Origin of the sequence: Chondromyces apiculatus DSM 436, from assembly GCF_000601485.1 — a bacterium.
GTDB classification, from domain to species: Bacteria; Myxococcota_A; Polyangia; order Polyangiales; family Polyangiaceae; genus Chondromyces; species Chondromyces apiculatus.
In genome coordinates, this window is the sequence record NZ_ASRX01000067.1 from 24841 (window position 1) to 38236 (window position 13396).

General features: G+C 68.8%; 12 protein-coding genes. 1 reads left to right on the top strand and 11 read right to left on the bottom strand.

Annotated elements, in window-relative coordinates:
- Nucleotides 1–8: 8 nt before the first annotated feature.
- Both CAP_RS33145 and CAP_RS33150 read right to left on the bottom strand, forming a co-directional pair.
- Nucleotides 9–740, bottom strand: a complete 732-nt coding sequence (locus tag CAP_RS33145; protein ID WP_063748790.1) for an alpha/beta hydrolase — start codon at nt 738–740, stop codon at nt 9–11.
- A 290-nt stretch (nt 741–1030) separates the two neighbouring features.
- Entirely contained in the window at nt 1031–1447 is a 417-nt protein-coding gene (locus tag CAP_RS33150; protein ID WP_044248194.1) for a hypothetical protein, read from the bottom strand.
- A 918-nt stretch (nt 1448–2365) separates the two neighbouring features.
- Between CAP_RS33150 and CAP_RS33155 the strand changes: the two genes are divergently transcribed.
- A complete protein-coding gene (locus CAP_RS33155) occupies nt 2366–3442 on the top strand; it encodes a transposase (protein WP_044248262.1) in 1077 nt (358 codons plus the stop codon).
- A gap of 549 nt (nt 3443–3991) precedes the next feature.
- Here the strand turns inward: CAP_RS33155 and CAP_RS46075 are convergent.
- From CAP_RS46075 to CAP_RS52805, 9 genes are all read right to left on the bottom strand, one after another.
- The gene (locus CAP_RS46075) at nt 3992–4576 is read right to left on the bottom strand and encodes an RNA polymerase sigma factor (protein WP_052376464.1); all 585 of its coding nucleotides are present in this window, start codon (nt 4574–4576) and stop codon (nt 3992–3994) included.
- Nucleotides 4573–4917: a hypothetical protein gene (locus tag CAP_RS33165; protein ID WP_044248196.1), complete on the bottom strand. Its 345-nt coding sequence runs from the start codon at nt 4915–4917 to the stop codon at nt 4573–4575. Before CAP_RS33165 ends, CAP_RS46075 begins: the two co-directional genes overlap by 4 nt.
- Nucleotides 4914–5156 carry a transcriptional regulator gene (locus CAP_RS33170; RefSeq protein WP_081865524.1) on the bottom strand — a complete coding sequence of 81 codons (243 nt, stop codon included), beginning with the start codon at nt 5154–5156 and terminating at the stop codon, nt 4914–4916. The genes CAP_RS33165 and CAP_RS33170 overlap by 4 nt, the downstream gene beginning before the upstream one ends.
- Nucleotides 5157–5602: 446 nt before the next feature.
- A complete protein-coding gene (locus CAP_RS33175) occupies nt 5603–6469 on the bottom strand; it encodes a hypothetical protein (protein WP_081865526.1) in 867 nt (288 codons plus the stop codon).
- A gap of 222 nt (nt 6470–6691) precedes the next feature.
- A complete protein-coding gene (locus CAP_RS33180; protein WP_197041461.1) occupies nt 6692–7252 on the bottom strand; it encodes a tetratricopeptide repeat protein in 561 nt (186 codons plus the stop codon).
- Nucleotides 7197–9086 (bottom strand): toll/interleukin-1 receptor domain-containing protein, encoded by a 1890-nt coding sequence (locus tag CAP_RS49050; protein ID WP_197041462.1) that lies wholly within the window; start codon nt 9084–9086, stop codon nt 7197–7199. Before CAP_RS49050 ends, CAP_RS33180 begins: the two co-directional genes overlap by 56 nt.
- 374 nt (nt 9087–9460) lie before the next feature.
- Nucleotides 9461–10756 carry an AAA family ATPase gene (locus CAP_RS33195; RefSeq protein ID WP_044248201.1) on the bottom strand — a complete coding sequence of 432 codons (1296 nt, stop codon included), beginning with the start codon at nt 10754–10756 and terminating at the stop codon, nt 9461–9463.
- Between the two features lie 82 nt (nt 10757–10838).
- Complete coding sequence (locus CAP_RS33200; RefSeq protein WP_052376466.1) at nt 10839–11969, bottom strand: DUF1838 family protein; 1131 nt, start codon at nt 11967–11969, stop codon at nt 10839–10841.
- Between the two features lie 94 nt (nt 11970–12063).
- Nucleotides 12064–13269: a hypothetical protein gene (locus tag CAP_RS52805; protein ID WP_197041463.1), complete on the bottom strand. Its 1206-nt coding sequence runs from the start codon at nt 13267–13269 to the stop codon at nt 12064–12066.
- Between the last annotated feature and the right edge of the window lie 127 nt (nt 13270–13396).

The following is a 13396-nucleotide window of genomic DNA, read 5'->3' on the forward strand; positions in this document are numbered from 1 at the left end:
CGCCCCTCCTACCTCTCGCCCGTCACGAAGCACTTGCGCGCGAACGCCGCGAGCCGCTGCACCACCACCGTCGGGATCTCGTGCTGCCCCCCGTGGGGCACCCACTCCACGTCCGCGCCTGCCTTGGTGAGCATGTTGCGGAGCGCATCGGCCCCGTGGAAAGGCAGGATCGGATCCGCCCGCCCGTGGCTCACCAGGACCTTCATCCCGGGCGCCCTCCGCTCCGCCGCCGGCTTCCAGCGGTCCTCGCACACCAGCGTCCCCGAGAGCACCGCGAGCCCCGCGAACGGCTTCTCCGCGTGCAGCGCCACCTCGGTGGTGATCATCCCCCCCTGCGAAAACCCCCCGATGACCAGCCGCTCCCGCACCACCCCGTGGTCCGCTTCGAGCGTCGCGATGCACCTCTCCAGCGCCTCCCGCGCCTCCGCCATCCCCGGCGGCGTCTCCTGCGAGAGGTCCCGCGCGTGCCCCTCCATCGCGAGCTGCTGCAGGAGCGCGAGATCGAGCTGCCACCACGCGCGCCCCGAGATCCCGTACCCCAGGCTCACCGTGAGCGGCGCCTCCGGAAAGAACCAGCGCACCCCGGCCCCCGCGTCGATCACCCGCGCGAGCGACACCAGATCATCCCCCGGCGCCCCGAACCCGTGACAGAGCAGGATGGCCGGCCCATCCCCTCCCCCTCGCCGGTCCGAGCCTCCCAGCGCATGAACCTTGAGCGGCCCCGTGGTCGCAGTCGTCATGCCCGGGACCATAGCGCAACTCCGCGCGGCGCGCGCCCTCCCCCCCTCGCGACGTGCCGTACCTCCGGGTGAGCCCGGAAGCGTGGCGGAGCGACCATGCGTGACGTGCGTCTCCGATTGAGGCGGCCGGTGACATCGCCCGGAGCAGCCCGGCCTGGGTCTCCCCTGCCGGACGTGGCCGCGTACCCTTGCGGGCCGCGCCATCCTGCCGGCTGACGCTCAGCGATCCTCGACCGATGAGCGGCAGCGATCCGCAGTGCCCTGCCGGGCGACGTTACCAGCCGCCCGAATCACGCCCCTCGCCGCATCGAACTCAGGTGGCGCGACCCTCGGGGAACCCGCGCCTCCCGCTCCTGCGGCTCGTAAAGCTCGGGACGCTCGTGCACGACCTCCGCCGTGTCGTCGTCGTCCCAGGCTGTGGTATCGGCCCAAGCCGCAGGGCCAGTGCCATTCACCTTCGTCTGCACCGTCTCCGGCTTCGGCGGCGGCACGCGGTTCGGCTGATCCTCCCTGGCGATCGGCGTCACCCGCGGCCTGGTGGTCGCAGTCTCTTCCTCCCTCTGCTCCCGCTGGCTCTGTTCCTGCCGCGAGCTGTCGAAGCGGCGCATCAACCGCCGCCCCAGCGTGCTGCCCCGCCGGTCCAGGCGGCTGGCGATCCCCTCGACGACGTTCATCACTCCGCGACGCAATGTCTGAGTCAGGTTCATGCAAACAACCTGGGGCGACCCTCGGGCAACCGGTAGCTCCGTCCTTCCGCTTCCCGGCCGTGCTTTGTGCCCAGGCGCGATCCGGGGTGGCGTACGTGCAGAGCCCTACGGCGGGGCTGGGCGGGCCGAGTGTGGAGGGGTGGGACGCAATTCCGGGGGTGCGAGGTGGAATGACACACGGCGGATGGTGGGGTCTGTGCGTCCAGGGTGAACCTTGGGGAGCATTTCAGGGGCGGCGACGTGGTGGAGGCACCTCGTCCGAGAGGTCGACGACCTGTCCGGAGAGGTCGATCCATCTCTCCCGAGAGGTCACCGACCTGTCCCGAGAGGTCGATCCATCTCTCCCGAGAGGTCGCCGACCTGTCCCGAGAGGTCGATCCATCTCTCCCGAGAGGTCAGCGTCCTGTCCGGAGAGGTCGATCCATCTCTCCCGAGGGTACTGGTCAATTTTGACCAACCAGACCTCGACGTGGATCTCTCGCCGATGGCCCCCGATGGTGTGGCGGCCACAACAGTTGATGATATCTTCAACTGACCATGACCACCGGACAAGATCGCGACACGACCACCCGTGCATGCAGCAAGTGCAACCAAGAGATGGAAATGAAGCAGAGCACCTATGTGCGAACAAACAAGGATGGCGGTAAAGAACGCGTGACCAACTTCACGTGTGCTAAGTGCGGCACAGAGCAGGAGAGCGTCGAACCCATTCCGTAGGGCTCAGGACATTCAGCGTCCTACCTGCCCCGTCTCTGCTGAAGCAGTTTTCGCGCGCTCGCGCTATGTTTGAGCCACAAAGCAAAGCGCCCCGCCCTCGGCTGGAACCCGGGAGCGGGGCGTAGACACGAGCGGGTAGGGCCCGCCAGCATCCGCAACCTGAGCATGGCCCGCCCCGCTCCGCAGAGCAAGGGGTTCACCATGGCGAACGTGCTCCCGATGGAGCAGCGCGTTGCCGTCGTGGCTCATCTCGTGGAAGGCGCCAGCGTCCGAGGGACGTCGCGCCTCACGGGGGTGAGTCAGCCGGCGATCTTGTCGCTGCTCCTCCGGATGGGTGAGGGCTGTGCGCGGCTGCATGACCGCATGGTCCGCGACATCGACGTGCGCGACGTGCAGGCCGACGAGATCTGGTCCTACGTGCAGAAGAAGCAGGCGCGCGTCACGCCCGAGGACCCTGCGGAGTGGGGCGACGCCTACGCCTTCGTGGCGATGGCGCGGACCTGCAAGCTGGTGATCAGCTACCGCGTCGGGAAGCGCGACGAGGCGAACACGCAAGCCTTCATCGCGGACCTGCGCGCGCGGCTCGTCACGGTGCCGCTGCTCTGCACCGATGGCTTCCAGCCGTACGCCGAAGCAGTCGGCGAGCACTTCCAGGGCGCCGTGGACTACGGCGTGGTGCACAAGGACTACCGCAAGGGGCGCCAGCACGACGGGCAGCCCAGCGATCATCGGTACGCCCCACCCCGCCACGCCTTCATCACGCGCATCCCCAGGATGGGATCTCCGGAGATGTCGCGCATCTCGACGTCCCACATCGAGCGGCAGAACCTCACGATGCGCATGCAGATCCGCAGGCTGACCCGGCTCTGCAACGGCTTCTCCAAGAAGCTCGACAACCACCGCGCGGCGATCTCGTTGCACATGGGGTTCTACAACCTGTGCCGCGTGCACGAAGCGCTCCGGGTCACGCCCGCCATGGAGGCCGGCATCACCCGCCACGTGTGGAGCATCCAGGAGCTGGTCCAGGCGGCCCTCAGCGAGCCTGCCGCGCCGCCCCCGGACCCCAGGCCGCTCAAGCTGCCAGAGCCCCCGGAAGGGGCGCAGACGCCCGCGGCGAGGCCCCTGCCGAACGGCCGCGGATGGCTGCGTGTGGTAGGCGAGGGGAAGGTGGGCTCGACATCGACGGCATCCACGAGGACAGCGCCGACGCCGAGCCCGAAGGCAGGGCCGCAGTCACCGAAGCCTAAGCCTACGCAACTGCGGCTGTTCGATGACTAGCGCGGGCGCCTTCGTGGATCGAAGCGCGGAAGCATGAAGGGCGGGGCGCCCGAGCCAGGGCCCTTGGGAGGAACCGGCTCACGGCGCTGGAACTTGAACTGGATGTTGGCGGGGGAATTACTGTTGTCGCTGCTCACCTATCCTCCTCGGATAGATGCCGCGATGAGTCAGCGCTTGACGGCGTCCAGAGCCTATGCTCGGATACACGTCCACAGAACGGTGCTAACCCACCGTGGCGTTTACGCCGGATTAGGCCGAGGTGGTGCAAACACCTCGGCTTTTTCTTTTCGACGTGGTGCCTGATGACGCCACGCCTCCGACGAGCAGCACTAAAGCTTTGTGCTGAACCGCTCGTCAACCGAGATCGCCCCGTGGGATGCGTTCAGTCAACTTGACTATACAACTCTTCGCGAGGATTTGTCCAGCATTCGCGCGCGCAGACAGTCAGTGGCCAACTGTACCAACCGGCGCCCACGCGCTTTGCGCAATTTTGATGGGTTGAACGTCAGGATCGGAGCTTGCGCCAGCGCGGGCTGTAGGCGGGATTCGCTACGATCGGACGCGCTGCCAGTTCTCGGCCGCCGCGATGAAACGCAGCCTGGCGGCGCGGAGGCGGGCGCGGGCGGTCTCGTACTTCACGTCGAGGACCTGGGCGATCTCAGTGATGTCGAGCCCCTCGCCGTAGCGCATGAGTAGGATCTCGGCCTGAGCCTCGGTGATTCGGTCCAGCGCCCGAAGGATGTCCCTGGCCTCGACCACGCCCGCGGTGGCGGGGAGGTGCGGCAGCCAGTCATCGGCGCCTGGCACGCCCCACGGCGCAGCGTCGGGGATCTCGCGGCGCCGATGGGCCTTCTCGCGGTAGTGGCTCGCCTGTCGCCACGTGATGCCCGTCAGCCAGAGCTTGATGGCATCGCCGAGCGGCTGCCCGGGCAAGGGCCGGAAGCGGCCCTCCGTCATCGCGACCCACGCCGCAGCCGTGACTTCTTGGACGACATCTTCCCAGTCCTGCGGAGGCACCTTCATGGCGCGCAGGAGCGCGCGCACGTAGGGAGCCATCCGGACGATGGGCATCTCGTCCATGTAGAAGCTGGCAGGGGCGTAGGCGGCACCATCGCGGCGCCGCCGGGGCGTCACGCCTTCGCCTCCGGCGGCGCGCCGGGCGTGGGCGTCTTGTGCGGGTCGGGCTGCGGGCGCTTGCAGTGGGCGCAGCGCCCGTTGCGGTCGCCGATGATCACGTCGTCGACGGTGTAGTTGGTGCGCTTGGAGACGCGATAGGCGATCTCGCAGGTGGCGGTGTAGGTGCCGTTCCAGATCTTCTCAGCGTCGCCCTTGCCGAGGAACAGCAGGTTATCCACGGCAGCCCACGAGCCGGTGATCTCCCGCATGGTGTAGAGGCACTCGCGCACGCCCTTGCTCTCCTGCTCGTCGAGCGACAGCTCCATGGAGGACTCCAGGAGGGGACCGCGGGTGATCATGACCGCACCTCCCACGCCGCCCCGCAGTGGGGGCAGGACGCGGCGACCTTCAGATCACCGAGGAGCGCCTCCACGGTGGTGCCTGCGGCCCGCGCGGCACGCACGGCCATCCCGGGCGACGAGTCCTTGCCGCTCACGATGCTGGCGAGCGTTCCTGGACTGACGCCCATGACCTCGGCGAGGCAGTCCCACGACCCGTACAGGGCGCGCAGGTTCCGCAGCGCGGCGCGGAGCCGCATCTGCTCGGTGTCGGTGAGCTGGATTGAGGATCGGCGGGGACCAGGCAGACCAGTCCCTTTGCCCTGATGAGGGCGTAGGCGTACAACGTTCATCGTCGGACTCCGCTCTGACGGGGTTCGGCCACGCAGCCCGGATGGTTGGCGCCATCGCGGGCTGCACTTGCTTGCGGGTCCGAACCTACGTGCCGAGATCAGCGTCCGCTACGCTCAAACCTCAAACTTGACCAGCTAGGGTCAAAGTTGACCAGTACCCTCCCGAGAGGTCACCGACCTGTCCCGAGAGGTCAGCGTCCTGTCCGGAGAGGTCGATCCATCTCTCCCGAGAGGTCGCCGACCTGTCCCGAGAGGTCGCCGTCCTGTCCCGAGAGGTCGATCCATCTCTCCCGAGAGGACGACGACCTGTCCCGAGAGGTCACCGACCTGTCCCGAGAGGTTGGTTGCCCTCCTCAGGAGGGGGTGGCCATGAACAGCTCGTGCGCATCGCGGACCACCGCGGCTCGCCGGATCCAGCGATCCAGTTCGGCCAGGTCCGTGCTGGCGAGGATGCGCTCCTGCACGCTGGCGGGCACCTCCAGCCCACGGGCCTCCAGGAAGGCAATCACGGCCTGCGCCTTGGCCTTCAGGGTTCCCTCCTGAACGCCCTTGGCCACGTAGGTGCGCGCGAACTCGCTCTGGAACTCGTACCCGCTCTTCATCATCGCCTCCAGGCTCCGCTTCGCCGCCTCGTTCAGCGACGAGAGTACCACGTCCACGTAGAGCTGCTGCCGCTCCGCATCGAGCCCGGCAGCCGCAGCCAGCGCCGCGAGCGCCACGGACAGCCCGGCCTCGCTCTGCCCGTGCGCCATCGCCGAGAGCACCGCCACCTCGGGCCTCATCCGCGCCTCGGCAGGCTCGGTGATCACCGGCACGGCGCTGGGCCCCAGCACGTAAGGCTCCAGCACCCAGCGCGGGGGACCGAGGTCGATCGGCTCGGCGCTCCAGGCGGCGATCGCCTCGTCGGTCGTCACCACCAGCAGGCACGCCCGGCAGCGGTAACGCGCCCGCACCGCCACCAGGTACGACGGCCAGGCATACGCCTTGTCCGGGTCGCGCCCGAGCTGCGCCTCGACGACGATGGCCAGCACCGGGCGGTCCTCCAGGAGGAGCACGACCAGGTCGGCGTGGTGCGCGGCGGGGACGATCTCGGTCAGCTCCGCAGGCTCGATGCGGGCCTCGGTGAAGCGCGGGACCGGCGCGCCGAGCGTGTCGCGCAGGAACTCGGCAGCGAGGGTGGGCCGGTTGCGGAAGAGGAGGAGCAGGGCTTCGTGGGTCAAGGAGGGCACGGGGTGGTTGCTCCGGTGGGGGGCCGCGGGGAGGCCGAGGTGCGCGTGGCATGTGGTTGCGCGCGCCAGTCAGGGGGGGCGTGCCGCGGCTCCTCCTATCTCTGTTCCGGACAGCGGGACGCTTTTGCCGGGTGCACGGTGGGAGGCGAGGAGCAGGACGAGAGCCGGAGGATGCAGCATGCAGGCGCGACATCGCCGGAAAAGCGCAAGGGCTCAGGCTGCGGGTGGACCGGCGGGGAACTCCTGGTCGAGGAGGGCTACGAGGTCATGGCGATCGATGCCGAGCCAGAAGCTGCGGGCTGCGTCGACGTGAACCCGGCGGGCCGCAGGATCGGTCTCCAGATGTGCCAGCAGGCGGTGGGTGTGGCCCAGGGAGTAAGGCTCGGGGATGCGGGCATAGAGCGCGAGGGCGGCTTGATAGTGCTCGCGGGCCCTGTGCGCAGCGCCCTCGGCTCGCGCGATGTTCTCCAGGCTCCGAATGCAGTTGGCCTGCCCCAGCACATCCCCCACCTGCTCGTACATAGGCAGCGCACGCTCGTACTGCTCTCTCGCCTCCTCGTGCTCCGAACGTGCAAGCGCGATGTCCCCCAGACTCTGAATGCACCGGGCAGCGTGCCAGGTGGCACAGAGCGCTGTCGAGGTCGCACCTGCCAGGTCAAGGGGCGAAGGGGTGACATGCCCGGAGAAGCGCGCGAAGTCCGTCAGCGCGATCGCCGCCTCAATCCAGGGCACAGGCTCCGCTGTTGTCAGGCCGCGCCGGATCATCGCATCCACGTTGGCCAGATCGGACACCAGCCGCGCAATGGCCTCCCGTCCGCCGGCGCCACCTACTTTCGGCCCCTCGGCGCGTGCCAGCTCCCGGTAGTGGGCCATGGCCCGAGCCAGATCTCCGGATTCGTCGTGGAGACCGGGAGCGTGGGCGCGCGCCATGTACTCGCGCACAGGCGCCAGCATGCGCAGGCGCGCTTTCTCGAAATAGGCGAGCTCGAGGTGCGCCAGCACGCGCGCTGCGCCCGGTCCAGCACCCGGCAACAATGCCCGGAGGTCCTCCTGGGCTACCGTCCGGAAGAACGCCCAGGAGGCTGGCGAGCCTTCGAGCGTGGGTGGTCATCCGGCGAGAGGCGAGCGATAGCTCCAGGGACGCGGCCCAGCTCCTCTCGCGATCGGGCATTCCGGCGCTCCGATCCAGCAATTCGGTGCGGCGCTGCTCCCATTCGTTCGCGAGATTCGTGAGGTCGTTCCCTTGCGCGGCGTGCGCGAGGAGCGTGATGGCCAGCGGAACACCGTGCATCTTTGCGAGGAGCGGCCCGAGCCGGGGGTCGTGCCGGTGCTCGTCACCGGCGATCGCACAGAAGATGTCCTGCGCATCTGTGTCTTCCAGGGGCTGGATCCGCAGCACGGGTTGCCAGGCAAGACCACCCGGTCGGCCCGCGCCGCGGATGGAGGCCATGACCGAGACACCGCGCAGTACGCCGAGGGCGTCGAGGAAGGCTTCCACGCCCTTCGCGTCGTTCTCCCAGGCCGTCTCCAGGTTGTCGAGCACCAGCAGCGCGGGCTCACGGCCCAGCTCGTTCAAAGCGCGGGCACGGTGCTCAGGACCTGGGGTGAGCCGCAGCGCCGCGGAGATGGCTGCCGCAACGGCCTCGGCATCGTGGGCCGCATCGAGGCGCACGAAGTAGCGCCGCGGGCCGTAACGGGCAGCGACGTCCGGATGGTGCAGCGCTGCGAGGCTGAGGGTGGTTTTGCCGATGCCACCCGAGCCGAGGAGCAGGATGCGGGCTGGAGACGGCGTGAGGAGCGATCTGGAGAGATCCGCGAGGATGGGCAGGCGCCCGAAGCAGGCACGCTCCGAGGGGAGGTTGTGCTCGGGAACGAAGGGGGCGCCTGGTGATTCCTGGTGTTCTGTGCGCTGCGCGGTGAAGCTGCGGATGGCTTCTTTGATTTCCTTGACGACCTCGGTCCACGCGTCGTCGCTGCTGGAAGCTCGGGCTACCGTGCCGCCACCGCGGGGCAGCACCAGCAAGTCATGGAGGGGTGTGTCCTCGATGGAGCAGTTCCGCACCAGAATGGGAATGACCGCAGCGTGTCCCGCCTGGCGACGCTCCAGGGCTCGTCCAAGCTCGGCGTCGTAACAGAAGTCAGAAGCCAGGAGATCCACGCTGACGAGGAGGATGACGACCTGCGCCTGCTCCAGGCGGGAGCGTGTTTCCTTCTCGAGTTCCTCGCCGGCAAGAAGCCTGAGCTTCGTCCAGGTGTCGATGACCCCCTGTCGCTTCAAGGGGCCGAGATGCTTCTCAAGCTCACGCAGGAACGCCTCGTCCTGCTCGGCGTAGGAGATGACTACCCTGAGAGGCGTGCTCATCTCATCGAGATGATGCGTGCACGGGGCCTGCGCTGACAACTGCTCCGGTGGGAGGAGGTCCCAGGCGTTGCGCACGTACTCCTCTCGCGCCTTGCAGCAGTCGCGCGTGTTGAGGACGGGCAGGGTCACGTCGATCCTGGCCAGATGCGCGGACGGTGCTGCGGGGCCGCGCACGACTTGGAACCCAACAAACTCGAGCGCGAACCAGCCCGGCGCCACCTCGAAGGGATCGACGAGCGTGAGCAAGGCACCCTTCTTTGCGTTGATCGCACCCGCGCAGAGCCGGTAGTTCGCCCACTCGTAGATGTGTTCCCATGCGCGCGACCTGGGCAGGACGTGATCGACGGTCGGGTTCCCCGTGGCGTGCTCGATGTACAAGGCCAGGTACGCGCACCGGCGCTCGTAGCGTTCGAGCATGTCAGGCAGCGCGTCACGCCAGAACGGTGGGAAGACCTCCGAGGGGATGTCCTCCTCGCGGCTATAGACGCCCTCCTGGTTCCGTGGCGGGCCAGGGCGACGACGTCGCGGTTCGCGACCGACAAGCTCGTCGATGGCGGCGAGGCCTTTCTGCCGAACAAGCCGCTCGAAGCTCGGCGGCTCCTTTGCCGGCGCGACGGGGATCATCGCTTGCCTCCCTTGGTACGTTTCGGCGTGACCTTCGGCGTGCCTTTCGGCGTGACCTTCGGCGCCGTCATCGTCTCGACGAAGTTGCCCCAGCGAACCCAGAACGGATCGATGTCAGGTAGGCCGGCGCTGCGGAGCTTCCGGTCTGCGGCGAGGATGGCGGCCTTCGTGGGCTTCGGCTGCCGCAGCAAGGCGAGTGCTTCTTCGATGGCCTCTTCTCCTTCGAGAGACCGCGGGCTCGCCAGGTCGAAGGCCTCGCTGGTGAGCCAGTTGGAGACCTCGCCGTGAGGCACGAAGTCGCGCTTGCGCAGCACGACAGTGCGCTCCTCCAGGTCGAGGTCGAACCAGGCATCTTGCTGGGCGTCGAAGAACGGCTCGGCGGAGGCGAGGACGAGAGGGGAGTGGGTGACGGCCACGAGCTGGACCCGCGAGCCGTGGTTGCCGGTGAGGGAATCCATGACCTTGAGGACCGCAGGGACGATGCGCCGCTGCCACTGCGGATGCTGGTGCGCCTCGATCTCGTCGATGAGGAAGACGACCTCGCGGGCCGGCGGCTCGCCGCGGACCTTCGCCGCCGCGAGGTGCTCCTGCCAGGTCCAGATGAGGAGGTAGGTCAGGGCGAGGATCCGGCGCATGCCCGCAGACGCATGCGTCACCGCGACGTCCTCTCCGTAGGGCATGCGCAGCGTGGGGTAACGCTTGGGGTCGTCGACGGTGAGCTTGCGAAGCTCGCCCGCGACGAGCTTCTCCGTGGGCGACGGGGAGAGGACCTCCAGGACCTGGCTCAGGAGGGCGAAGGCGTTGCCCTTCTCGCGCTGCCACGACGCCCAGTCGCGGATGAGGCCCTCGCAGTGGGCGTTGCCGTCCCAGACCTCGGACGGGGTGAAGAGGTATGCGGCAGGGCGCTCGGGCGCGCTGCTCTTCCAGTAGTTTCGGGCGGGATCCCAGACGGAGAAGCCGCCGTCGACCTGCGCGTACAGGATGAGGCCAGGGATTGCCGGTCGGCTGTTCTTGACCGACCACTGCTCCTCGTCACGGTTGAAGGTGCTCGCGTAAGCGTAGGAGCCCGCGGTCTTCTTGGTGTAGGCGAACTCGATCACCGGCTTTCCTGCTGGTGCGCTCGGGATCACCAGGTTCCGCGCCCAGGTCCGCGTCAGCGCCCACCAAGCCACGTCGAGGAGGAAGCTCTTCCCGAGGCCGTTATCGCCGGTGATGAGGTTGAGCCGCGGCGCGAGGTCCATGCGCATCTCGGCCGCGGGCCCCACGTTCTTCAGGTGCAAGGACTCAAGCATCGGCTCTGTCTTCGTTCTTCAGGTGCAAGGACTCAAGCACTGGCTGGGGGTGGCGCGGCTGGGTGTGGCGCGGCTAGCTCGCTCAGGGCGCGTTGCAGGTGTCGACGTACTGCCCGGCGTCCTTCAGTGCCTTGAAGGTGCGCCAGCTCGTGGCGTTCGGCGCCTGGTCTGTCGTCGGCGCGTGCTGGTACTCGGGGTGGTGGGCGAGGACGTAGTCGCGGACCTTCTGGGGGAGGGCGTTCCAGCCGCCGGGGAGCTTGCGGCCGCGGGTCTGGTAGACGAGGTGGCCAGGGGCCTGGGCCATCTGCATCCAGGGGAGGTACTGGCCGATGCGGGTCCAGGACAGCTCGGTGGGGACCGTGGTCTGGGTGGGGTCTTCGAGGTCGGCGCGGCTTGCGTAGAAGTTGAACAGCTCCGTGGTCTGGTAGGTGTTGCCGGCGGAGTACTGGGGGTAGGTGGCGATGGGGAGGACCGAGGGGTAGGCGAGGATCTGGTCGCTCGTGAAGACGATGCGGTCGGCCATCTCGGTGTAGGGGGTGGCGCCTGCGAAGGTGAAGTTCACGGGGTCGTTGAAGACGTGGAGGACGGTGACGTTTTGGGGGTTCTGAGGGTCGAGGAGGGGGTTCGGCCAGCAGTCGAGGATGGTGCCGTCGAGGGACTCGTAGAGGCTCATCTCGCGGGTGAGGAGGCGGTAGGTGCCCTCGGGGGTGAGGGTCATGCGGCTGATGTTGTAGCCCTCGAAGCGGAGGATGGGGGTGCCGGAGGAGAAGCCTGCGGGAGGGGCGGCAGGGTCGGCAGGGAGGAAGCGGTAAAGGCTGCCGCTCCAGTAGAAGACGACCTCCTCCGCAGGGTCGAGGGAGCCGCGGGTCTTGGCGAAGGCGAGGAGGTTGTCGGCAGGGTCGGTGAGGTCGAGGGGGACGGGAGGGGCAGCGCCGGTGCCGCCAGCGCCGCCGGAGGCTGAGGCGCCTGCACCTGCGCCGCCGACACCGGCGATGCCACCCGCGCCGCCTGCGTTTGCGCCGCCTGCGCTGATGGCCGAGATGACGTCGGTGCTGCTGGTGGTGCTGGTGGTGGGGGCGCCGCCGGTGCCGGGAGGGCAGGAGGTGCTGGCGCCCGTGCCTGCGCCGCCGTCGTCGCTGGAGCAGGCCAGGGAGGCGAGGACGAGGGCGGAGGCGAGGACGGGGGGGGAGAGGGCGCGGAGAGGGGTGTGCATGGAGGTCCTTGGCGAAGGGCGGTGGGTGCAGCGGTGGAGGCGAGAAGAGCGCTGGCCGGGGAGGACGCTGGCCGGGGAGGTCGCTGGCTGAGGCTTACTCTCCAAACGAGAGGGGCGCCGTCGCGTAGATGGCTCTCGTGGTGGTGCCGAGGCCCAGGCGGTAGGAGACGTGGAGGCGTCCTTTGGGGTCGATCAGGAAGTCGTCGATCTGGCGGGCGCCAGGGGCGATGAACGTCGAGCGGCTCCAGCCGTCCTTGCCGCGGAGGAGGAGGTAGGTGTTGTGCTCGTTGCCTGCGGGCAGGCAGAGGACGACGGCGCGGTCGAGGGACCAGTGCACGATGCCGGCGGCGGTGCATGCGGAGGGGAGCGGCTCTTCGTGCCAGGCGGTGCCGTCGTGGACCGCCCAGAAAAAGTGCTCGTCGTGGTCCTGGAGGACGAGGGCCACGGTGCCCCGGCGCGAGAGGCCCGGCACGCCGAAGTGGTTGCGCCGGGGAGGGAGGGTGGCCTTCGCGACGGTGCCCGCGCGTGACCAGAGGATCTGGTGCTGGCCCTCGGGAGGCGTGGCGCCGAGGTGCGCGGAGGCGGTGAAGGCCCAGCCGTGCTCGGAGGCGGTGGGTCTGCCGGCGGCGAAGCGTTCGAGGCGCAGCTCGGTCTCGAAGCCGGTGGCCTTGCGGGCGAGGACCACGGCTTCGTTGCCGCAGGTGGTGAGGATGCGGAGGATGCCGTCGTCGCCCACGGTGATGCGGTAGTGCTGCGCCATCAGGTCGCAGGGGATCTGGGTGGGCTGCTCAAGCTTGCCGTCGGGGGTGAGGCGGGCGGCGAGGTGGCGTGCCTGGAGCTTTGCGGGGGCGACCTCGGCGGAGGCCTCGAAGAGGACGAGGTGGGGGCGCTGCGCGGCGTCGAGTGCGAGGGCGGTGATCGTGGTGTTTGCGGCGCTGCTGGCGCCGGTGCGTTCGGCGACGAGCGGTGGGCCGAACTTCCAGGTGCCGCCGCGGCGAGAGGCGACGGCCCGATCGGAGGCAGCAACGAGGTGGTCGCCGCGGAGCGCGAGGGAGAGGTACGCGGTGAGGCCGGTGGCGACGATCTCCTCGGTCCAGTCCTCGGGGCGCAGGAGGACGTCTCGCGGAGGAGGGGCGTCGGGGGTGGGAGAGGTCGAGGCGGTGGCGGGGGTCGATGAGGCGGGAGACGCCGGGGAAGCCGCGGCTGGGGTGGGAGCGGAGCTTGGCGCTGGAAGCGGTGCGGAGGGAGCGCACGCTGCGAGCAGCGCCAGAGCGAGGGCGGAGGGGAGGAGGCGAGCCACGATGAGCGGCACTCTAGTCGTGGCGCTCACCGCTCGGGAGCTGAGCGACAGCGCTGTTGCGCGCCGCTTCTGGGTGGCGCTTTGGCGCTACGCCGGAGGAGGGTTGCTCCTCGCTACGCTGCGGAGG

Excerpts from the sequence above, each read along its gene's own strand:
- CAP_RS33145 (WP_063748790.1), bottom strand. The coding sequence starts at position 740 with ATGACGACTGCGACCACGGGGCCGCTCAAGGTTCATGCGCTGGGAGGC.
- CAP_RS33150 (WP_044248194.1), bottom strand. The coding sequence starts at position 1,447 with ATGAACCTGACTCAGACATTGCGTCGCGGAGTGATGAACGTCGTCGAG.
- CAP_RS33165 (WP_044248196.1), bottom strand. The coding sequence starts at position 4,917 with ATGATCACCCGCGGTCCCCTCCTGGAGTCCTCCATGGAGCTGTCGCTC.
- CAP_RS33155 (WP_044248262.1), top strand. The coding sequence starts at position 2,366 with ATGGCGAACGTGCTCCCGATGGAGCAGCGCGTTGCCGTCGTGGCTCAT.
- CAP_RS33195 (WP_044248201.1), bottom strand. The coding sequence starts at position 10,756 with ATGCTTGAGTCCTTGCACCTGAAGAACGTGGGGCCCGCGGCCGAGATG.
- CAP_RS33200 (WP_052376466.1), bottom strand. The coding sequence starts at position 11,969 with ATGCACACCCCTCTCCGCGCCCTCTCCCCCCCCGTCCTCGCCTCCGCC.
- CAP_RS33170 (WP_081865524.1), bottom strand. The coding sequence starts at position 5,156 with ATGCGGCTCCGCGCCGCGCTGCGGAACCTGCGCGCCCTGTACGGGTCG.